This window comes from Pseudomonas sp. G11 (genome assembly GCF_029457515.1).
Taxonomy (GTDB): Bacteria; Pseudomonadota; Gammaproteobacteria; order Pseudomonadales; family Pseudomonadaceae; genus Aquipseudomonas; species Aquipseudomonas gorinensis.
Genome location: NZ_CP120377.1, coordinates 7,446,953 through 7,467,244 on the forward strand (window position 1 = coordinate 7,446,953; position 20,292 = coordinate 7,467,244).

Here is a 20,292-nt window from a genome sequence, read left to right on the forward strand (position 1 = left end):
GCGACGAGAATACCAGAGCAGCACGCCGCGTACCCCAACCAGGTGCACAGCGGTTATGCTCCAGGCTCACGAACACAACAGGACGGCGCGTGACTGCACTGACCCCCCTGCACACACTCTGGCTGACGGAAACCGTGCGCCTGCGTGAAGAACACGCCGGCCCCTTGGAAGACCTCGAAGCCAACCGCCTGGCCCGTACGGCCGGCGGCGATCTGCCGACGCGCATCCAGCAGCGCGCTCTGCACCTGGCCGAGCGCGATGGCCTGACGGCGGCCCTTGCTCGCTGGCTGCAAGGTGCGCGCCTGGCGCTGCTGCTGCTGGCAATAGTCGCAGTAATCAGCGGTGCCGGCCTGGCCTTTGCTGCGCTGGGTAACGGCTTGATCCCGGTGAACGTATTCTGGGCCCTGGGCAGCCTGCTCGGCTTAAACCTGATCCTGTTAATCAGCTGGGCTTTGGGCCTGCTGTTTGCCGGCGAACACAGCGCCAGCCTTGGGCGACTGTGGTTGTGGCTCAGCGAAAAGCTCGCCCGTGACGCCAAGGCCGCACAACTGGCGCCAGCGCTTTTACTGCTGCTGCAACGACAGAAACTCAATCGCTGGGCGGTCGGTGTGCTGGTCAACAGCCTGTGGGTGTTGGCGCTGCTCAGTGCCCTAGTGATTCTGCTGACGCTGCTCGCTACCCGCCGCTACGGCTTTGTGTGGGAAACCACCATTCTGGGCGCCGATACCTTTGTCGCCGTCACCCAGGCCCTCGGCACCCTGCCCGCCCTGCTGGGCTTCAATGTGCCAACCGTCGACATGATCCGCGCCAGCGGCGATTCCGCGCTGAATATCGAAAGCGCCCGCCAAGCCTGGGCCGCCTGGCTGGTGGGCGTGCTGCTGGTCTATGGCTTGATGCCCCGCTTGATCCTCGCCCTGCTGTGCCTGTGGCGCTGGAAACGCGGGCGCGCCGCCCTGCGCCTGGACCTCAACCTGCCCGGCTACAGCCAGTTGCGCGAACGCCTGATGCCGAGCAGCGAGCGCCTTGGGGTCAACGATGCCGCGCCCGAACAGCTGCACCACGTCAGCGGCGGCGTCAGTGAATTGGAAAGCGATGGCGCGCTGCTGGTGGCCATCGAGCTGGACGACCAGCACCCCTGGCCGCCCAAGCTGCCCTTCAGCGTCAAGAACGCCGGCATCCTCGACAGCCGCGAATCGCGCAACAAGCTGCTGGAACAACTCGCCCGCTTTCCACCTGCGCGCCTGGCCATCGCCTGCGATCCACGCCGCTCGCCGGACCGCGGCAGCCTGGCGCTGATCGCCGAGCTGGCACGCAGCGCCAGCGCTACCCGGGTGTGGCTGCTGCAAGCCCCGCCCGGCCAGGCGCTGGATGCCGAGCGCCTGGGCGACTGGCACGCCGCGCTGCAACAGCTTGAACTACCGTTCGCCGATTGCGCGCCGCTGAACTGGCTGGAGACCGGTCATGACTAAACCGCTGAAACTCGCCGTGGTCGGCCACACCAACGTCGGCAAGACCTCCCTGCTGCGCACGCTGACCCGTGACGTCGGCTTCGGCGAAGTCTCCCATCGCCCCAGCACCACACGCCATGTCGAAGGCGCGCGTTTGTCGGTGGATGGCGAAGCCTTGCTGGAGCTTTACGACACCCCCGGCCTGGAAGATGCCATCGCCCTGCTCGACTATCTGGAGCGCCTGGAACGCCCCGGCGAACGCCTGGACGGCCCTGCACGCCTGGTGCGGTTTCTGGACGGCAGCGAAGCGCGCCAGCGGTTCGAACAGGAAGCCAAGGTGCTGCGTCAGTTGCTCGCCTCCGACGCCGGCCTGTATGTGATCGACGCCCGCGAGCCGGTGCTGGCCAAGTACCGCGATGAACTGCAAGTGCTGGCCAGTTGCGGCAAACCGCTGCTGCCCGTACTCAACTTTGTCAGCAGCAACGACCACCGCGAGCCGGACTGGCGCGAAGCCCTGGCCCGCCTCGGCCTGCATGCGCTGGTGCGCTTTGACAGCGTGGCGCCGCCGGAAGACGGCGAACGGCGCTTGTATGAAAGCCTTGCCCTGCTGCTGGAAAACGCGCGGCCGCAACTGGAAAGGCTGATTCTCGATCAACACGCCCAACGCCAGGCTCGTCAGCAAAGCGCTGCGCGGTTGATTGCCGAATTGCTGATCGACTGCGCCGCTTGCCGCCGCAGCGTGGTCACCGAAGACGAACAGCAAGCCATCGGTGACCTGCGCAAAGCGGTGCGCCAGCGCGAACAAAAATGCGTGGAAGCCCTGCTCAAACTATTCGGCTTCCGCCCCCAGGATGCCTCCGCCAGCGACCTGCCCTTGCTCGACGGCCGCTGGGGTGATGACCTGTTCAACCCGGAAACCCTCAAGCAACTCGGCGTGCGCGTCGGAGGTGGCATCGCCGCAGGCGCTGCCGCGGGTGCCGGTGTGGACCTGCTGGTCGGTGGCCTGACGCTTGGCGCCGCCGCCCTGGCCGGCGCGATTGCCGGCGGCGCACTGCAAACCGCGCGCAGCTATGGCAGCCGACTGCTGGGCAAAATCAAAGGCCAGCGTGAGCTGACCGTCGACGATAGCGTGCTGCGCCTGCTCGCCCTGCGCCAACGCCAGTTGCTCAAGGCCCTTAACCTGCGCGGTCATGCGGCGATGCACAGCATCAAGGTCGACACGCCGCAGGACAAGACCTGGCGTGAAGGCAAGCTGCCGGAAGCCTTGCACAAGGCCCGCGCTCACCCGCAATGGTCGTCCCTCAACCCAAACGCCAAATTGAGCCAGGCCGAGCGTCAGGAGCAGGTCGAAGCCCTGGCCGCCCGACTCGATGAAGCCTGACCGGCTTATTGACGCGCGTACCACTCAAAGCCCAGAAAGGTCGTGCATAACGTGCGGATCAGCTCTTTATCGGCCTTGTCCGCAATACCGTCGCGGTCGATGTCACTGTTGGTAAACGATTCCAGCACCCCGTCGCCATCGCCGTCATAGGCCGCCGCCTTGTAGATCAGCGAACCCTTGCACTGCGACGCCGTGCGCTCTTGGAATTCCAGCTTGACCGCGTTGGGCGTGCCGGCCTTGGCGTAATGATCGACGTACAGCGTCAACGTGCGCTGCCAGTGGCTGCGCCGATTGAACCAGTTCAACTTCAAAAAGCAGTCGGCGAAAGTGTCCACCCGCTGTTTTTCCAGCCGACAGGGGCGGGTGACCGGGTTCAGATCGTCCGCCCATTGCAGGTCGACCCGACCGTCCGCGCTCATGTCCACGGCGAAGATCTCGTGGATCAGTTCATCGGGACGGCCAGCCTGCTGCTCATAGAAGTGCAGGATGACGGTGTCTGCCCGACCGTTGCCGCCCATGTCCTGGGCCGTCACTTTTAAGTAGCGCATCAGCGTTGCTCCTTGGATTGAAGAAGCAAGCCACCTTAGTGATCCGACCTCAGGGGCTCTAGGCGGCGCATCTGCATTTGGCGTAAGGCCAATCTACGCAGCCAGTAGCCGCGCGGCCTTGGCCTTGAGTAGCTGCAGGTCGAGCACCGGCACCTGCGCTTGCTTGGCCTGTTCGTCCCAGTGGCGCAGACGCAGACTGATCGCGTAGAGCGGGTCTTGCTCGAACGCCCGCGCTTCGTCAGGCGTCATTGCCCCGCCTTGATACGCCAGCGTGCGGCGGCTGGCTTCGCTCAACCGGGCGTAGTAGTCCGGCTGGCTGAAGGTCAGGTAGCGCTTGGCCTCGACGTGATATTCCACCAGCCGCGCCAGGCGCTCGCTGAAACCGACGCGGCGCAGGTAATCGGCGCCCAGCCGCTCATGGCTGGCCACGCCATAACCGCCCATGTTCTCGCCGCCCTGGCCGCAGAGATGGCCGATATCGTGGAAGAACGCCGCCAACACCACTTCATCATCAAAGCCCTCGGCCATGGCCAACTGAGCGGCTTGGGACATGTGCTCGATCTGCGACACCGGTTCGCCGATGTAATCCGCCGCGCCGTGCTGCTCGTACAAGCCAAACACCTCGGCGATTGCCTGTTCCGGGTTCATCATGCCGCCCCCCACAACGCACTGATATTTCGCTCGGCCATCGCCGGCCCCACGCTCATGCCTACACCGGTGTGCATCAACGCCGCGTTCACCCCTGGAGCAGCACGCAGGAATGAAAACGGTCCCGGCCCGCGCGAGCCATAGACACCTTGCCAGCGCTCCACCACCTGGATCCTGCACCCCAAGGTGTGCTCGGCCAGCTCAACCAACCAGTTATCCACGTGTTCGGCGTTGAACGGCGACGGATCGCTGCCGTAATCATGGGAATCGCCGATGATCAGCTCACCATGGGGCGTCGGGCTGATCAGCAGGTGGATGCCGTGTTCATGCAGGTACGGTGCCTCCCGCAGGATCTGCGCCTGTACCGCCGCCGCTTCCGGCAAGTCGGCAAACGCACCGTAGTGCACGCAACTGAGGCCGGTGAGCAAGGCGTGTTGCAGGTTAAGGTTGAGTGCAGGCCGGGCGCGCAGCATTTGCAGCCGGCAGATCTGCGGGTTGAGTTCGGCGATGGCCTCGGCCAGCAGGGTTTGGTAGTCATGGCCGGAACACACGATGATCTGCTCGCCACGAAAGCTGCCGGCCGTGCTGTGCAACTGGCCCGGTTCCACATCGCGCACCAGGGTGGAAAAGTGAAACTCCACCTTCAGTTCATGGCGAAGGTAGTTGATCAGCGCCGGGATCGCTTCGCGCGAATACAGTTGCTGATCGTCCTTGCCATGCAGCGCGGCGCGGTGATGGCGGAACTGGCCGCCGTACAGGTCCTTCATTGCCGCGCCTTGCAGCAGTTCGACGTGATAGCCGTGCTCCTGCGCGCGGCCGGCACAGAAGGCTTCCAGCAGATGTTCTTCCGCTTCGGTTCGCGCGAACAGGTAAGAACCATTGCGCTTGAGTTGCAGGCTGGCGAGTTGTGCCCATTGGTCCCAGATCGCGCGGCTCTCCCGAGCCAGGTCGAGCATCGGCCCCGGTGGTTGGCCCGTGACCAGCGCCTGGCCAAAGTTGCGCACGGAGGCGCCCAGCGGGGTGGCGCTGCGCTCGAACACCCTGACCTTGAGCCCGCGCCTGGCAGCGGCGTAGGCGTGGGACAGGCCGAGGATGCCGGCGCCGACGATCAGCAGGTCGCTGTGGTGTGTCATTGAGTGATGTCCTGTTTTCAAGACCGCTATCGGGGGCAAGCCCCCGATGAGGCCAGTAGCCCTAACGAAAGCCTTACTGACCCGCGACCTTCTCCGACTTGCCGTCATAGCGCTTACGCCACTCGGTCAAGATGCTGTCGCGATTCTTCGACGCCCAGCCAAAGTCGTTCTTGATCAGGCGCTGCTCGTAGTCGGCCGGCAGTTCGGTTTGCGGCTTGGCGATGCCCGGCTGGGCGAGGACCGCAAAATTTTCTTTGTACAGGTCCATCGCGGCGGGGCTGGCAGAGAAGTCGGCGAGTTTTTTCGCCGCATCGGCGTGGGCGGAACCCTTGATCACGGCGGTGGCTTCGATGTCCCAGCCCAGGCCTTCCTTCGGCAGGATGATGTCCAGCGGTGCGCCCTGGCGCTTGAGCTGCACGGCCGGGTACTCAAAGGAAATACCAATCGGGAATTCACCGGAAGCCGCCAGCTTGCAGGGCTTGGAGCCGGAGTGAACGTATTGGCCGATGTTCTGGTGCAAGTCGTCCATGTACTGCCAGCCCTGCTTCTCGCCGAAGGTTTGCAGCCAGGCGCTCACATCCAGGAAGCCGGTGCCGGACGATGCCGGGTTGGGCATGACGATCTTGCCCTTGTACTCGGGCTTGGTCAGGTCCTGCCAGCTCACCGGCTTGGTCAGGCCCTGTTTCTCGGCTTCGACAGTGTTGAAGCAAATGGTCGCGGCCCACACATCCATGCCGACCCAGGCCGGTGGGTTGGCGGCGTCACGGTAGTGCTTGCCGATCTTGTCCAGGTCCTTGGGCGCGTAGTTATCCAGCATGCCCTGCTGATCGAGAATCGCCAGGCTCGACGCGGCCAGGCCCCACACTACGTCGGCTTGCGGGCGAGCTTTTTCGGCCAGCAGCTTGGCGGTGATGATGCCGGTGGAGTCGCGCACCCATTTGATATCGATATCCGGGTTGGCCTTCTCGAAGGCCTGCTTGTAGGTCTTCAACTGCTCGGCTTCGAGGGCCGTGTACACGGTCAGCTCGGTTTTCGCGGCAAAGGCATTCAGGCTGAATACGCTGAGTACAGCAGCGGCCAGCGCCAGGGGCTTGAACATGGTGCACTTCCTTTATCGAGGGTTATTGACCGGGCGCGGTTTGACGCCAGGCTTGGGAGCGACGCAACAGGCCGCGTGAGGCCCACGCCAGCAGCAGCGAGACGGCGGCCGAAGTGAACAGGATCAGGGTCGACATCGCCGCCGCGCCGCCCACGTTGCCGGCGTCGTCCATGTTCAGCACGGCGACGGCGGCGAGAATGGTGTCGGGGCTGTAGAGAAAAATTGCCGCCGACACCGTGGTCATCGCCGACACAAACAGGTAGCGCACGATATCCAGCAGTGCCGGCAGGCAAATCGGCACGGTCACCCGCAGGTAGTGGCGATAAAGCGGCGCCTTGAGGGACAGCGCAGCGGCTTCGAACTCGGCGTCCAGCTGGCGCAGGGCAGTGGTCGCGGTCATCTGGGCAGTGGTCAGGTAGTGCGCGATGGTGCACACCACCAGCAAGGTCATGGTCCCGTAGAACACATGCAGCGGGTTGCCGTTGAGGTTGAAGAAGAACACATAACCCAGGCCCAACACCAAGCCCGGCACGGCCATCGGCACAAAACTGAGCAGGCGCAGCGCCAGGTTGAGGCCCTTCTGGCCCTGGGTCTTTTCCATCAGGTAGGCGCCGGTGAAGATCAGCACGCTGCCGATCAACGCGGTGCACAGTGCCAGGGTCAGGCTGTTGCGATAGGCCAGCCAGCCGCCGCCGGCCGTGTCTTCGAACTGGTAGTGGTTGAGCGACAGCGACAGGTTGTACGGCCAGAACTTCACCAGCGAGGAGTACACCGCCATGCCGAACACCAGCAGCAACACGGCACACATCCCCAGCACAATGGCCAGGTAGCAGGCGTCCCGCAGCCGCGATGGCGCGGGTTGGAACACCTGGGCGCGGCCACTCATCGAATCACCCTGCCGACGACGTAACCAGGCGTCCACGCCAAAGCTGAACAGCGCCGGCAGCAGCAACACCATGCCAATCAACGCACCGCGGCCGAACTGTTGCTGGCCCACCACCGCCTTGTAGGCTTCCAGCGCCAACACCTGATAATCGCCGCCGACCACCACGGGCACGCCGAAGTCGGTGACGGTCAAGGTGAACACCAGGCAGAACGCGGCGAACACCGCCTGGCGCGTGGCCGGCCAGGTGATGCTGCGAAATGCTCGGGCGGGGCTGGCGCCCATGCTCGATGCCGCGTCGAATAACCGCGCATCCGCCAAGGAAAGCGCTGACAACAGGATCATCAAGGCATGTGGGAAGGTGTAGATCACTTCGCCGAGGACAATGCCCCAGAAGCCGTAGATATTCTCCGAGAGCAAGCCACGTAACAGGCCCTGGTTACCAAACAGGTACACCAATGCAATCCCCGGCAGCATCGACGGTGCCATCAACGGCAGTAACGACAGGCCACGCCAGATGGCCTTACCGGGAATCAGGGTGCGTTGCAGCGCGTAGGCAAACAGGTAGGCCAGCGGTACGACGATAGCCGCCACGCTAAGGGAAACTTTCAGGCTATTGCCCAACAGCCAATGAAAGTTGGCGCTGCCCACCAGCTCTCGCGCAGCGACCAGGCCACCGCCCTGCCCCGCCTCGCTGCTGAAGCCACGCCAGAAGATCGCCAACAGCGGTAGCAGGACCGCGACACCCAGCAGGCACAGCCACAACAGTTTGCCGCCGAGCACAAAAAGGCGGTCGCCGGTTTCCGCACGGGAAACCTGGCGCGGTATCGGCAAGCTCATATCAACGGCCATCTCAGGCAAACACCTGCAGGCTACGCGGCGGCAAGGCGACCCAGATGTGCTGGGCGCCCAGGCGTGGCATGGCTTCCGGGGCCAGCTCGGCCAACAGCGGATGCCCAGGCAACTGCTCCAGTTCAAAGCTCATGCGGCAGCGGTTACCCAGGAAGGTGATCTCGCGGACCTTGGCCGGGAACAGGTTTTCTTCATGCACCGGCGGGTTGACGCTGATCGCTTCCGGGCGGCAGAACAGGCGGCCGGAGGAAGCCCCACCCGCGTCGTCGGCCAGGCGCATGTTCATCCCGCCGACCTGGGCGTGACTCGCGCTGTTGCGGCTGAACGGCAGCCAATTGCCCTGGCCGACAAATTCGGCCACGAACGGCGTGGCCGGGCGATCATAGATTTCCTGGGGCGTGGCGTATTGCTCGACCTTGCCGTTGTTCATCACGGCGATGCGGTCGGCCATCAACATGGCCTCATCCTGATTATGGGTGACCATCAGGGTGGTGATGCCCAGGCGCCGTTGCAGTTGGCGCAACTCGGTGCATAAATGCTCGCGGACACGGGCATCGAGGGCCGACATCGGCTCGTCCAGCAGCAGCAACGACGGTGCTGGCGCCAGCGCACGGGCCAGGGCGACACGCTGCTGTTGGCCACCGGACAGTTGGCCTGGGTATTTCTTTTCACTGCCGAGCAGGCCCACCAGTTCGAGCATCTGCCCGACACGCTGGCGCACTTCATCACGGCCGCTGCCGGTAAGGCCGTAGCCAATATTGGCTTCGACGCTGAGGTTGGGAAACAACGCGTAGGACTGGAACAGAATGCCGTAGTCCCGTGCCTGGGGCGGCAGCAGGGAAACATCCCGGCTGCCCAGGTACAGTTCACCGCTGTCCTGGCGCTCCAGGCCGGCGATGCAACGCAGCAAGGTGGTCTTGCCGCAACCCGACGGGCCCAGCAGACACACCAGCTCGCCGGCGGCGACGTCCAGGGACACGTTGTCCAGCGCGGTAAAGGCGCCGAAGCGTTTCTGGACACCGCGCACCTTCATTGGCGCGCCGGGGTTGCTCAGGGCTGTGTTCATGGAGGCACCTCATCAAACGGATGAGGGCCATGCTAGGCAGCCAATGCGTCCCTGGTGTGGCAGAAAGGCAAAACATGGCGATAGTGGTATTGGTGGATTTGGGTAGGCCATTCAGAGATGGGTTGCCTGGTCTACCACAAGGCTTCAGATCGGCGACATTTCCTGCGCCAACCCCAAAAACGCCGCCGGCAACCGAGCGCCTTTTCTTTCCTTGAGGCAGTAGAGATATTCCGGAATCTGCGGTGCATGCTCGATGGTCAGCACCCGTAACTGCGGGTCATGGGGCACTTCCTGGCGGGCGATGATGCTGATGCCGATATTGCGCAGCACTGCTTCGCGAATCGACTCGCGACTGCCGATTTCCAGCAGCGGCCCATAACTCACACCGGCGCCTTGCAGCATCTCTTCCGTCAGCCGTCGCGTGGTAGAACCCGCCTCACGCATCAACAGCGTATGGCCGGCGAGCGCGGTCAACGGCACATGATCCAGTTTGGCCAGGGGATGGTTGCGATGCACCGCCAGCACCAGGGGGTCGGTGCCCAATACGCGGCGGATCAAACGGGGGTCTTCCAGCAATTGCGAGGAGGCAGCGACGTCTACACGGTAATCGTCCAGGGCCTCGAGCACCTGCTGGGAGTTGCCGATTTCCACCGACACCTCCACGTGCGGCAGGCGTTCGCGAAAGGCTTTGACCAGGTCGAGGATGTAATACGGCGCCGTCGCGGCAATCCTCAGCGCCCCTTGGACCTGACCGCTGTTGCGCAGGAAAAACTCGATGTCCGCTTCCTGCTGCAACAGCGTCTTGACCATCGGCAACAGGCGCGCGCCTTCGTCGCTGACGGTGAGACGGCGGCCGCCACGGTAGAACAACTCAACGCCGTATTGGCTCTCCAGGTTGCGCACCTGGGTGGTGACGGTGGGCTGGCTCAGGCCGAGTTTTTTCGCCGCCTGGGTGATGCTGCCCAGGCGGGCGACCAGATAAAACGCCTTCAGCTCGGCACTCAGCACACCACCCTCTCATCGTCTATTTGCGCAGCAGGCGCAGGCCATTGAATACCACCAGCAGGCTCACGCCCATGTCGGCGAACACCGCCATCCACATGGTGGCCATGCCCAGGAAAGTAACGGCCAGGAAGATGGCCTTGATCACCAGCGCCAGGGCGATGTTCTGCTTGAGGATACTCGACGTTTGCCGCGACAACCGAATGAATGCGGGAATCTTGCGCAAGTCATCGTCCATCAAGGCGACGTCGGCGGTCTCGATGGCGGTGTCCGTGCCTGCGGCGGCCATGGCAAAACCGATCTCGGCGCGAGCCAGGGCCGGGGCGTCGTTGATGCCGTCGCCGACCATGCCCACGCGGTGGCCTTGGCCGTAGAGCGTTTCGATGGCTTGCAGCTTATCGGTGGGCAACAGGTCGCCCTGGGCCTGGTCGATGCCGACCTGGGCTGCGATCGCCTGGGCGGTGTGGGTGTTGTCGCCGGTGAGCATCAGGGTCTTGATGCCCAGCTCATGCAACTGCTGGATGGCTTCGCGGCTGCTGTCCTTGACCGTATCGGCCACGGCGAACAGCGCCAGCGGGCCGGATGTGTCGAGCAGCAGCACCACGGACTTGCCTTGTTTTTCCAGGGCGAAGAGTTTTTCTTCCAGGGCTGGCGAACACAGGCCCAGGTCTTCCACCAGGCGGTGGTTGCCCAGGTGGTAGGTTTGACCGTTGATATCGCCGCGCACACCGCGACCGGCCAGCGCTGCGAAGTTATCCACAGCGTGGGTCGCCAGGTTTTTATCCACAGCCGCCAAGGCGATCGCCAGGGACACCGGGTGATCGGACCGCGCGGCCAAACTCGCGGCCAGGGCCGGTGCGCTGTCTTCGACATTCGGGAACAGCGCCAGGTAATCGGTTTGCACCGGCTTGCCGTGGGTAAGGGTGCCGGTCTTGTCGAGGGCCAGGTAGTCGAGCTTGTAACCGCCCTCCAGGTACACGCCGCCCTTGATCAGGATGCCTTTGCGCGCCGCGGCGGCCAGGCCGCTGACAATGGTCACCGGGGTGGAGATCACCAGCGCGCAGGGGCACGCGACCACCAGCAGCACCAGCGCGCGGTAGATCCAGTCAAACCACATGCCGGCCATGAACAGCGGCGGGATCAACGCCACGCCCAGGGCGAACAGGAACACAGCCGGGGTGTAGATCCTCGCGAAGCTGTCGACAAAGTGCTGGGTCGGTGCACGCGCGCCCTGGGCCTGTTCCACCGCGTGAATGATCCGCGCCAGCGTGGAATTGTTGGCTGCCGCCGTCACCTTGTATTCCAGGGAGCCGGCCTGGTTGATAGTGCCGGCAAAGACCTTATCGCCCGCTGCCTTCTCAATCGGCAGGCTTTCGCCGGTGATCGGCGCCTGGTCGACAGTGGATTGGCCGGCGGTAACTTCGCCGTCCAGGCCAATGCGCTCGCCAGGTCGAACCCGCACGATTGCACCCAGTTCGATGTTTTTGACTGGTTGTACGCCCCACGATCCATCCGCCTGCCGTACCGTGGCCTGCTCCGGCGTCATCTGCATCAAGCCGCTGATCGCGTTGCGCGCCCGGTCCAGGGACTTGGCTTCGATCAACTCGGCCACGGTGAACAGGAACATCACCATCGCCGCTTCCGGCCACTGGCCAATCAGGATCGCGCCGGTGACCGCGATACTCATCAGCGCGTTGATGTTCAGGTTGAGGTTTTTCAGGGCTATCCAACCCTTTTTATAGGTGGTGAGGCCGCTACTGAGGATCGATACCAGCGCCACGATGGCGATCACCCAGGTCGGCGCGGCATTGGTAAAGTGCAACACTTCGGCGCCCAGTGCGCCCACGCCAGACAGCGCCAGCGGCCACCAGTGCTTCTTGGCTGGCGGCTCGGCGGCCGGGACGCCCTCTTCGATCGGATCGGCGTGCATGCCCAGGGATTTGATGGCCTCGACAATCGACGCGGTGCTCGGCAGGTCATGGGTGACGCCGAGTATGCGGTTGATCAGGTTGAACTCCAGTTGCTGCACGCCGGCCAACTTGCCCAGTTTGTTCTGGATCAGCGTTTGCTCGGTGGGGCAGTCCATGGCTTCGATACGGAAGGTGCTCAGGCGTGAGCCGGCGGTCTGGGCATCGCTCAGTCGCACCAATGCAGGCGCCGGGGTACCGGAGCAGCAGGAGCCGCCGTGGCCGTGATCATGCACGGGCGCAAGTTTCTTCGGCGCATGATCGTGCTCATGGTCGTGATCGTGGTCATGCTTATGCGGGGTGTGGAAGGAGTCGCTCATCAGGTCGCGTCCGTAAGGTGCCTGTTGCCAAGTAAAGACCCTGTAGCCACTATAGGGTCAAGCACCCATTTGGAGATTGCTGCGATGAAGATCGGCGAACTGGCCAAACTGACCGACTGCCCGGTGGAAACCATCCGTTATTACGAGAAGGAAGGCCTGCTGCCGCCCCCGGCGCGCACCGAGGCCAACTACCGTGTGTACACCCAGGCGCACACCGAACGGCTGGTGTTTATCCGCAATTGCCGCAGCCTCGACATGACCCTGGAAGAAATCCGCAGCCTGCTCGGGCTGCGCGACAGCCCGCAGGACCAGTGTGAAAACGTGAATGCATTGATCGATGAGCATATCCACCATGTGAAAGCGCGGATCGATGGGCTGCTGGCGTTGCAGGAACAGTTGATCGACCTGCGCCAGCGCTGTGGCAGCGGGCCGGAGCTGGACCAGTGCGGGATTTTGCAGCGGCTGGAGGTCAGCGGCGGTGTCGCTGCCAGCGAGGCTGAGCCTTCGCACGTGGGCAGAAGCCACGGCCACTGACTCAAGGCGACACAGATCAAATGTGGGAGGGGGCTTGCCTCCGATAGCAGTGGATCAGCTAAGTATTAGGTGGCTGACATAGTTAAGGCTTTTTTGTAGGAGCGAGCTTGCTCGCGAAGAACTCACAGGCGCCGCGTTCACTCAGGAAACACGCGTTATCGTTGACGTTTTTCGCGAGCAAGCTCGCTCCTACAGAAGGCGATGTACGCTTAACTGAACGGCATTAGGGCTTGCCTCCGATAGCAGTGGATCAGCTAAGTATTAGGTGGCTGACATACTGCAATCGGGGTGCAAGCCCCCTCCCACAGTGGAACCGAGACCGACGTTAGATAGCCACGTCGGCCTTGATGCTTGGGTCGGCGTCGTAGCCCACGATTTCAAAGTCTTCGAACCTGTAGTCGTAGATCGACGCCGGCTTACGCTTGATCACCAGTTCCGGCAGCTTCTTCGGCGTGCGCGCCAGCTGGGTCCGGATCTGTTCCATATGGTTGCTGTAGGCGTGGGTGTCGCCGGTGGTGACGATGATCTCATGAGGGATCAGGTCGCATTGCTGCGCCAGCATATGGGTCAGCAGCGCCAGCGCGGCGGTGTTGTAGGGCAGGCCGAGGAACACGTCGGAGCTGCGGATGTACAACTGCATCGACAGATGGCCGTCATGCACGAACGCCTGGTACAGCAGGTGGCACGGTGGCAGGGCTTGTTTGCCGTTGCGCGCGTTTTCCTGCGGGCTCTTGGTTTCGTCCGGCAGGTACTCGACGTTCCAGCCGTGGAACAGGATGCGACGGCTGTTGGGGTTGGTCTTGAGCGTGTGCACCATGTAGTCGATCTGGTTGATCGTGCCGCCATCCTTGGTCGGCCAGGCGGTCCACTGTTCGCCGTACACCGGGCCCAGGTCACCTTCTTCGGTGGCCCACTCGTCCCAGATTCTCACGCCGTTTTCGTTCAGCCACTTGATGTTGGTGTTACCGCTCAACATCCAGATCAGCTCGTTGGCGATGCTCTTGAAGTGAAGCTTCTTGGTGGTCAGCAACGGGAAGCCGTCGGCCAAGTTATGCCGATACTGACGGGCGAACACGGCCTTGGTGCCGGTGCCGGTACGGTCGCCTTTGGTCAGGCCATTGGTCACGACGTCGTTCAGTAGTTCGAGATATTGCTTCATGTCATTACCCGTATCGTTGAAGCCGAGACCTCGCAGGCCTCGGCGTTCGAATTTAAAGCTCGGTGTTCTTCAGCGGTTGCGGGCGGTTGTAGGCCCACCACAGCAAGCCCAGGCCGGCCAGGATCATCGGCAGGCTGAGGATCTGGCCCATGGTCAGCCAGCCCCACGCCAGGTAGCCCAGTTGCGCATCCGGCACGCGCACGAACTCGACGATGAAACGGAAGATCCCGTAGAACAACGCGAACATACCCGACACCGCCATGGTGGGACGTGGTTTGCGCGAGAAGAGGTACAGGATAAGGAACAGTGCCACCCCTTCCAGGGCGAACTGGTAAAGCTGCGACGGATGGCGCGGCAGCTGTGCCGGGTCGCTGAACGGCGGGAACACCATGGCCCACGGCACGTCGGTCGGCTTGCCCCACAACTCGGCGTTGATGAAGTTACCGATACGCCCGGCACCCAGGCCGATCGGCACCAGCGGTGCGACGAAATCCATCAGTTGGAAAAACGACTTGCCGTTGCGCCGGCCAAACCACCAGGCGGCGATCATCACGCCGATAAACCCACCGTGGAACGCCATGCCACCCTTCCACACTTCGAAGATCAGCGTCGGGTTGGCGATATACGCCGAGAGATCGTAGAACAGCACATACCCCAGTCGCCCGCCAACAATCACCCCCATCGACAGCCAGAACACCATGTCGGAGAGTTTTTCCTTGGTCCAGGTCGGGTCAAAACGGTTCAAACGCCGAGAGGCCAGCAGCCAGGCGCCGCCGATGCCGATCAGGTACATCAACCCGTACCAGTGGATTTTCAGCGGACCGATGGCCAGGGCCACCGGGTCGATCTGCGGGTAAGGCAGCATTGCGACTCCTCGTTAAATCATTCGTTATGGCGCCGGACCATGCCCGGGCGCGATTAAGCCTGCGTTACAGCAAAAAATTCAAACCGACACAAAACAACAGACCGGCGAACAGCCGCTTCAACAGACGCGGCGACAAGCGGTGCGCCAGGCGTGCGCCGAAGCGGGCGAACACCATGCTGGTCAAGGCAATGCCCAGCAGTGCCGGCAAATACACGAACCCTAGACTATGAGCGGGCAACAGCGGGTCATGCCAGCCCAGAATCATGAAACTTAACGCGCTGGCCACGGCGATCGGCAGGCCGCAGGCCGATGAGGTGGCCACCGCTTGCTGCATCGGCACGCTGCGCCAGGTCAAAAACGGTACGGTCAGCGAGCCGCCGCCGATGCCGAAAATCGCCGAGGCCCAGCCGATCACCGTACCGGCCAGGGTCAGACCGACCTTGCCGGGTACCGTCCGGCTGGCCTTGGGCTTGACCTCCAGGGCCAGCTGCACGGCGACGATCAATGCGAACACGCCAATGATCTTCTGCAAATGCGGGCCGGAGATCGCCTCGGCCGTCAGCGCGCCGAAGCCTGCGCCGATCAAGATGCCGACCGTCATCCACACGAATATCGGCCAACGCACCGCGCCGCGTCGGTGATGCTCACGCACGGCATTGATCGAGGTAAATATGATCGTCGCCAGGGAAGTGCCCACAGCCAGGTGGGTCAGCACCTGCGGGTCAAAGCCCTGCAAGGTGAAACTGAACACCAGCACCGGCACGATAATGATCCCGCCCCCCACGCCAAACAGCCCGGCGAGCACGCCCGCACAGGCACCCAGCAGCAAATACAGCAGAAATTCCATGGGAGCCCCCCAACCAAGTCCGGCATGTTAACGGATGGAAGGCATGCGACCCAACTGGATACGATGGAACGCCGCTGCCGGTGTGGGTAGAGTGACAAAAAAACACAAAGGGGAATCGCCTGATGTGCCTGATTGTTTTCGCCTGGCGGCCGGGCCACGCCCAACCGCTGATCGTCGCGGCCAACCGTGATGAGTTCTACGCCCGCCCCAGCCTGCCGCTGGCCCAGTGGCTGGATGCGCCCGATGTGTACGCCGGTCGCGACCAGGAAGCGGGCGGCACCTGGCTGGGGGTCAATACCGATGGGCGATTCGCCGCCCTGACCAATATCCGCGACCCGCACCAACCGCCCGCACGCAAGTCGCGCGGTGAATTGGTGGCGCGGTTTCTCAGCGGTTCACTGCCCATTGATGACTACTTGGCCGACGTTAACGGCCGATCGATTGAATATGCCGGGTTTAACCTGCTGGTGGGCACGCGGGATGAGTTGTGGCATTACAACGCCCGGGACACTGCGCCCAGCCTGTTGGCGCCTGGCGTGTACGGGCTATCCAATGCAGGGCTGGATACGCCCTGGCCGAAGCTGCTCAAGGCCAAGTCGGCGTTGATCGAAGTCCTGGACGATCCGCAGCCGGACGCGTTGCTGCAGATCTTGAGCGACCCGCTGACAGCGCCATTTGCGGAGTTGCCGGATACCGGCGTGGGGTTGGCGACTGAAAGCCTGTTATCGAGCGTGTTTATCGCCAGCCCAAGTTATGGGACACGGGCGAGTACGGCGCTGATTGTAAATGCCGATGGCACGCGGCGGATGGTGGAGCGTAGTTTCGGCCCCCATGGTGGCCGACTCGGCGAAGTCGAACTCACGCTCTAGGCACACCACAAAACCAATGTGGGAGGGAGCAAGCCCCCTCCCACCTTTCTCATCGGCACCAGGCTTTAGAGGGTCTTGGCGGAAGCCGGATTGATCATCCGCGTCAGCCCCAGGTTCTTCAGCGCCAATTGCAGCGAGCTGTGGATCACTTGCGGGTTGTCGATGGTCATCAACTCCGCCAGCAAGTCCTTGGCCCGGCTCAGGTTGATCTGGCGCAGCATCCACTTCACTTTCGGCAAGTTGGTGGCGTTCATCGACAGGCTGTCAAAGCCCATCGCCATCAACAGCACCGCTGCGGCCGGGTCGCCGGCCATTTCACCGCAGATGCTCACCGGCTTGCCTTCGGCATGGGCGTCGCGCACTACGTGTTGCAGGGCTTGCAGGACGGCCGGGTGCAGGTAGTCGTAGAGGTCGGCCACCCGTGGGTTGTTGCGGTCCACGGCCAGCAGGTACTGGGTCAAGTCGTTGGAACCGACCGAGAGGAAGTCCACCTGCCGCGCCAGCTCCTTGGCCTGGTAGACCGCCGCCGGGATTTCGATCATCACGCCAATCGGCGGCATCGGTACGTCGGCACCTTCGTCGCGCACTTCGCCCCAGGCACGGTGAATCAGGTGCAGGGCCTCTTCCAGCTCATGGGTGCCGGAGATCATCGGCAGCAGGATGCGCAGGTTATTCAAGCCTTCGCTGGCCTTGAGCATGGCGCGGGTTTGTACGAGGAAAATCTCGGGATGGTCGAGGGTGACGCGAATACCGCGCCAGCCGAGGAAGGGGTTGTCTTCCTTGATCGGGAAATAAGACAGTGACTTGTCGCCGCCGATGTCCAGGCTGCGCATGGTCACCGGTAACGGGTGGAAGGCCTGCAATTGCTCGCGATAAATCGCCAGCTGCTCCTTCTCACTCGGGAAACGCTGGTTGATCATGAACGGCACTTCGGTGCGGTACAGCCCCACCCCTTCGGCCCCGCGCTGTTGCGCGCGCGCGACATCGGCGAGCAGGCCGGTGTTGACCAGCAGCGGCACGCGGTGGCCGTCGAGGGTGACGCAGGGCAGCTCGCGCAACGAATCGAGGCCTTGCGCCAGTTGTTTCTCTTCTTCCACCACCTCGGCGAATTGCTTGCGCAGCACGTCGCTGGGGTTGGTGTAGACCTCGCCACGATGGCCATCGACGATCATGTCGATGCCGTCGACCTTGGAATAAGGCAAGTCCACCAGGCCCATCACGGTCGGAATGCCCATGGCGCGAGCCAGGATCGCGACGTGGGAGTTGCCCGAACCCAATACCGAAACCAGGCCCACCAGCTTGCCTTCTGGCACTTCGCCAAGCTGAGTGGCCGTCAGTTCTTCACTGACCAGGATGGTGTTATCGGGGAAGACCATGTTGGTGGTGCGATCTTCCTGCAGATAAGCCAGCAGACGGCGACCCAGGTCGCGCACATCCGAAGCGCGTTCACGCAGGTAGGCGTCATCCATCATTTCAAAGCGGTTGACGTGATCGGTGACCACCTGGCGCAACGCGCCCTGGGCCCACTGGCCGGTCTTGATCACGGTCTTGACTTCGTTACCCAGGGACGCGTCGTCGAGCATCATCTGGTACACGTCGAACAGCGCGCGCTCTTCGGGGCGCAGCTGGGTGGCCAGCTTGTTCGACAGGTTGCGCATGTCGGCGCGCACGCCTTCGAGGGCGGTCTTGAACAGCTTGATCTCGGCGTCGATGTCGATGACGGTCTTGTCCGGCACCACATCGAGGTCGGCCGGTGGCAGCATGACCACCGCCGTACCCACCGCAGCGCCCGGCGAACCCGGCACGCCGACGAACTTGGCTTCCTGGATGCCCTTGCCCTGGCGCCCCAGGCCGCGAATCGAGCCCGTGGCTTCGGCGTGGGCGATAACCCCGGCCAGTTGCGCGCTCATGGTCACGAGGAAGGCTTCTTCACCTTCGTCGAACTGGCGGCGTTCTTTCTGCTGGATGACCAACACGCCAACGACGCGGCGGTGGTGGATAATCGGTGCGCCGAGGAACGAGGCGTAGCGCTCTTCACCGGTCTCGGCGAAGTAGCGATACCGCGGGTGATCAGCGGCGTGTTCAAGGTTCAGGGGTTCTTCACGCGTCCCCACCAGGCCCACCAGACCCTCATTGGGTGCCATGCTGACCTTGCCAATGGAGCGCTTGTTCAAGCCCTCGGTGGCCATCAGCACAAAACGGTTGGTCTCTGGGTCCAGCAGGTAAACCGAGCAGACCTGGCTGCCCATGGCTTCCTTGACGCGCAACACAATAATCCCCAACGCCGCCTTGAGATCCTTGGCGGAGTTAACTTCCTGGACGATCTTGCGCAGCGTATTGAGCATGGCTCGGGGTCGAACTCCGTCGTCAGTCGCGCGCTAAAAGGCGCGGGGCAAGCTCTTTGAGAGCGCGACGATAAACCTCGCGCTTGAATGTCACCACCTGGCCCAACGGGTACCAATAGCTGACCCAGCGCCAGCCATCGAACTCCGGTTTACCGGTCAAATCCATCCGCACCCGCTGCTCGTTGGAGATCAGGCGCAGGAGAAACCATTTCTGCTTCTGGCCGATGCACAGCGGTTGGCTGTGGGTACGCACCAGACGTTGCGGCAAACGATAGCGCAACCAGCCGCGGGTACAGGCCAGAATTTGCACATCTTCACGCTCAAGGCCGACTTCTTCGTTCAACTCACGGTACAAGGCGTCTTCAGGGGTTTCGTCGGGGTTGATTCCACCTTGAGGAAACTGCCAGGCATCTTGGTTGATTCGGCGAGCCCATAGCACCTGTCCGGCATCATTCGTAAGAATAATCCCGACATTAGGACGGAAACCATCGGGGTCGATCACGGCAACAACCTCGCAAACGCATGTCGCCGCATTGTTCCACAAAGGTTGATCCAGCGGCAACGAGGCTTCTTACCTTATGTGCACTCTTGTGAAAAGACCGTATTCTGGACGCCTTTTTACAGACTTTTCAGCGAGTAACTGCAATGCGCCTGGCTTTATTCGACTTGGACAACACGCTCCTGGGGGGTGACAGCGATCACGCCTGGGGCGATTACCTCTGCGAACGCGGGATTCTCGACCCGGTGGCCTACAAGGCTCGCAACGATGAGTTCTACCAGGACTACCTGGCCGGCCAACTGGATAACGCGGCCTACCTGAACTTTTGCCTGGAAATCCTCGGCCGCACCGAGATGGCCCAGCTGGACGAGTGGCACAACGACTATATGCGCGACTGCATCGAGCCGATCATGTTGCCGCAGGCGTTGGAACTGCTGGCCAAACACCGCGATGCCGGGGACAAGTTGGTGATCATCACCGCCACCAACCGGTTCGTCACCGCGCCAATTGCCGCACGCCTGGGCGTAGACGCCCTGATCGCCACCGAATGCGAGATGGAAGACGGCCGCTACACCGGGCGCAGCACCGATGTGCCGTGCTTCCGTGAAGGCAAGGTGACACGCTTGAATCGTTGGCTGGAAGAGACCGGGCATAGCCTGGAAGGCAGCTATTTTTACAGCGATTCGATGAATGACCTGCCGCTGCTGGAACAGGTGACCCACCCGGTGGCGGTGGATCCGGACCCGAATCTGCGCGCTGAAGCCGAGAAGCGTGGTTGGCCGGTGATTACGCTGCGTAGCTGATGGCCCTATCGGGGGCAAGCCCCC

Annotated in this window: 18 protein-coding genes; 5 read left to right on the plus strand and 13 right to left on the minus strand. The window is 62.7% G+C overall.

Annotated elements, in window-relative coordinates; genetic code table 11:
* Positions 1-89 precede the first annotated feature (89 nt).
* Both P2T68_RS34370 and P2T68_RS34375 read left to right on the plus strand, forming a co-directional pair.
* On the plus strand, positions 90-1,469 hold the full coding sequence (locus P2T68_RS34370) for a DUF2868 domain-containing protein (RefSeq protein WP_277378863.1): 1,380 nt from the start codon (positions 90-92) through the stop codon (positions 1,467-1,469).
* Positions 1,462-2,829 carry a DUF3482 domain-containing protein gene (locus P2T68_RS34375; protein WP_277378864.1) on the plus strand — a complete coding sequence of 456 codons (1,368 nt, stop codon included), beginning with the start codon at positions 1,462-1,464 and terminating at the stop codon, positions 2,827-2,829. Before P2T68_RS34370 ends, P2T68_RS34375 begins: the two co-directional genes overlap by 8 nt.
* A gap of 5 nt (positions 2,830-2,834) precedes the next feature.
* On the opposite strand, the gene P2T68_RS34380 is transcribed toward P2T68_RS34375, so the two are convergent.
* The 8 genes from P2T68_RS34380 to P2T68_RS34415 form a co-directional block, all read right to left on the minus strand.
* Positions 2,835-3,377, minus strand: coding sequence for a hypothetical protein (locus P2T68_RS34380; protein ID WP_277378865.1), 543 nt, complete (start codon positions 3,375-3,377; stop codon positions 2,835-2,837).
* Positions 3,378-3,470: 93 nt separating this feature from the next.
* Positions 3,471-4,025, minus strand: a complete 555-nt coding sequence (locus P2T68_RS34385) for a phosphonate degradation HD-domain oxygenase (protein WP_041161315.1) — start codon at positions 4,023-4,025, stop codon at positions 3,471-3,473.
* Complete coding sequence (locus P2T68_RS34390) at positions 4,025-5,158, minus strand: TIGR03364 family FAD-dependent oxidoreductase (RefSeq protein WP_277378866.1); 1,134 nt, start codon at positions 5,156-5,158, stop codon at positions 4,025-4,027. The genes P2T68_RS34385 and P2T68_RS34390 overlap by 1 nt, the downstream gene beginning before the upstream one ends.
* 73 nt (positions 5,159-5,231) lie before the next feature.
* Positions 5,232-6,257 (minus strand): putative 2-aminoethylphosphonate ABC transporter substrate-binding protein, encoded by a 1,026-nt coding sequence (locus P2T68_RS34395; protein ID WP_024077941.1) that lies wholly within the window; start codon positions 6,255-6,257, stop codon positions 5,232-5,234.
* Positions 6,258-6,279: 22 nt separating this feature from the next.
* Positions 6,280-7,992, minus strand: coding sequence for a putative 2-aminoethylphosphonate ABC transporter permease subunit (locus P2T68_RS34400; RefSeq protein WP_277378867.1), 1,713 nt, complete (start codon positions 7,990-7,992; stop codon positions 6,280-6,282).
* Between the two features lies 1 nt (position 7,993).
* Complete coding sequence (locus tag P2T68_RS34405) at positions 7,994-9,058, minus strand: putative 2-aminoethylphosphonate ABC transporter ATP-binding protein (protein WP_277378868.1); 1,065 nt, start codon at positions 9,056-9,058, stop codon at positions 7,994-7,996.
* Between the two features lie 144 nt (positions 9,059-9,202).
* Positions 9,203-10,066, minus strand: coding sequence for a LysR family transcriptional regulator (locus P2T68_RS34410; protein ID WP_024077944.1), 864 nt, complete (start codon positions 10,064-10,066; stop codon positions 9,203-9,205).
* 16 nt (positions 10,067-10,082) lie between these two features.
* Positions 10,083-12,347 carry a heavy metal translocating P-type ATPase gene (locus P2T68_RS34415; protein ID WP_277378869.1) on the minus strand — a complete coding sequence of 755 codons (2,265 nt, stop codon included), beginning with the start codon at positions 12,345-12,347 and terminating at the stop codon, positions 10,083-10,085.
* 84 nt (positions 12,348-12,431) lie between these two features.
* Here P2T68_RS34415 and cadR point away from each other — a divergent pair, with 84 nt between their 5' ends.
* Positions 12,432-12,881: a Cd(II)/Pb(II)-responsive transcriptional regulator gene (gene cadR, locus P2T68_RS34420; RefSeq protein ID WP_024077946.1), complete on the plus strand. Its 450-nt coding sequence runs from the start codon at positions 12,432-12,434 to the stop codon at positions 12,879-12,881.
* Positions 12,882-13,206: 325 nt separating this feature from the next.
* Here cadR and P2T68_RS34425 read toward each other — a convergent pair whose 3' ends face one another.
* The 3 genes from P2T68_RS34425 to P2T68_RS34435 form a co-directional block, all read right to left on the minus strand.
* Complete coding sequence (locus P2T68_RS34425; protein WP_024077947.1) at positions 13,207-14,040, minus strand: thymidylate synthase; 834 nt, start codon at positions 14,038-14,040, stop codon at positions 13,207-13,209.
* A 52-nt stretch (positions 14,041-14,092) separates the two neighbouring features.
* Positions 14,093-14,905, minus strand: a complete 813-nt coding sequence (gene lgt, locus P2T68_RS34430) for a prolipoprotein diacylglyceryl transferase (protein WP_277378870.1) — start codon at positions 14,903-14,905, stop codon at positions 14,093-14,095.
* A gap of 64 nt (positions 14,906-14,969) precedes the next feature.
* A complete protein-coding gene (locus P2T68_RS34435) occupies positions 14,970-15,752 on the minus strand; it encodes a sulfite exporter TauE/SafE family protein (RefSeq protein WP_069077231.1) in 783 nt (260 codons plus the stop codon).
* 122 nt (positions 15,753-15,874) lie between these two features.
* On the opposite strand from P2T68_RS34435, the gene P2T68_RS34440 reads away from it, so the two are divergent.
* Complete coding sequence (locus P2T68_RS34440) at positions 15,875-16,621, plus strand: NRDE family protein (RefSeq protein WP_024077950.1); 747 nt, start codon at positions 15,875-15,877, stop codon at positions 16,619-16,621.
* A 65-nt stretch (positions 16,622-16,686) separates the two neighbouring features.
* Here P2T68_RS34440 and ptsP read toward each other — a convergent pair whose 3' ends face one another.
* Both ptsP and P2T68_RS34450 read right to left on the minus strand, forming a co-directional pair.
* Positions 16,687-18,966 carry a phosphoenolpyruvate--protein phosphotransferase gene (gene ptsP, locus P2T68_RS34445; protein ID WP_024077951.1) on the minus strand — a complete coding sequence of 760 codons (2,280 nt, stop codon included), beginning with the start codon at positions 18,964-18,966 and terminating at the stop codon, positions 16,687-16,689.
* A 22-nt stretch (positions 18,967-18,988) separates the two neighbouring features.
* Positions 18,989-19,468 (minus strand): RNA pyrophosphohydrolase, encoded by a 480-nt coding sequence (locus tag P2T68_RS34450; RefSeq protein ID WP_003176750.1) that lies wholly within the window; start codon positions 19,466-19,468, stop codon positions 18,989-18,991.
* Positions 19,469-19,611: 143 nt separating this feature from the next.
* On the opposite strand from P2T68_RS34450, the gene P2T68_RS34455 reads away from it, so the two are divergent.
* Positions 19,612-20,268 carry an HAD family hydrolase gene (locus P2T68_RS34455; protein ID WP_024077952.1) on the plus strand — a complete coding sequence of 219 codons (657 nt, stop codon included), beginning with the start codon at positions 19,612-19,614 and terminating at the stop codon, positions 20,266-20,268.
* Positions 20,269-20,292 lie beyond the last annotated feature (24 nt).

Excerpts from the sequence above, each read along its gene's own strand:
- P2T68_RS34415 (WP_277378869.1), bottom strand. The coding sequence starts at position 12,347 with ATGAGCGACTCCTTCCACACCCCGCATAAGCATGACCACGATCACGAC.
- P2T68_RS34395 (WP_024077941.1), bottom strand. The coding sequence starts at position 6,257 with ATGTTCAAGCCCCTGGCGCTGGCCGCTGCTGTACTCAGCGTATTCAGC.
- P2T68_RS34405 (WP_277378868.1), bottom strand. The coding sequence starts at position 9,058 with ATGAACACAGCCCTGAGCAACCCCGGCGCGCCAATGAAGGTGCGCGGT.
- ptsP (WP_024077951.1), bottom strand. The coding sequence starts at position 18,966 with ATGCTCAATACGCTGCGCAAGATCGTCCAGGAAGTTAACTCCGCCAAG.
- lgt (WP_277378870.1), bottom strand. The coding sequence starts at position 14,905 with ATGCTGCCTTACCCGCAGATCGACCCGGTGGCCCTGGCCATCGGTCCG.
- P2T68_RS34440 (WP_024077950.1), top strand. The coding sequence starts at position 15,875 with ATGTGCCTGATTGTTTTCGCCTGGCGGCCGGGCCACGCCCAACCGCTG.
- P2T68_RS34375 (WP_277378864.1), top strand. The coding sequence starts at position 1,462 with ATGACTAAACCGCTGAAACTCGCCGTGGTCGGCCACACCAACGTCGGC.
- P2T68_RS34425 (WP_024077947.1), bottom strand. The coding sequence starts at position 14,040 with ATGAAGCAATATCTCGAACTACTGAACGACGTCGTGACCAATGGCCTG.
- P2T68_RS34390 (WP_277378866.1), bottom strand. The coding sequence starts at position 5,158 with ATGACACACCACAGCGACCTGCTGATCGTCGGCGCCGGCATCCTCGGC.
- P2T68_RS34385 (WP_041161315.1), bottom strand. The coding sequence starts at position 4,025 with ATGAACCCGGAACAGGCAATCGCCGAGGTGTTTGGCTTGTACGAGCAG.
- P2T68_RS34435 (WP_069077231.1), bottom strand. The coding sequence starts at position 15,752 with ATGGAATTTCTGCTGTATTTGCTGCTGGGTGCCTGTGCGGGCGTGCTC.
- P2T68_RS34380 (WP_277378865.1), bottom strand. The coding sequence starts at position 3,377 with ATGCGCTACTTAAAAGTGACGGCCCAGGACATGGGCGGCAACGGTCGG.
- P2T68_RS34455 (WP_024077952.1), top strand. The coding sequence starts at position 19,612 with ATGCGCCTGGCTTTATTCGACTTGGACAACACGCTCCTGGGGGGTGAC.
- P2T68_RS34400 (WP_277378867.1), bottom strand. The coding sequence starts at position 7,992 with ATGGCCGTTGATATGAGCTTGCCGATACCGCGCCAGGTTTCCCGTGCG.
- cadR (WP_024077946.1), top strand. The coding sequence starts at position 12,432 with ATGAAGATCGGCGAACTGGCCAAACTGACCGACTGCCCGGTGGAAACC.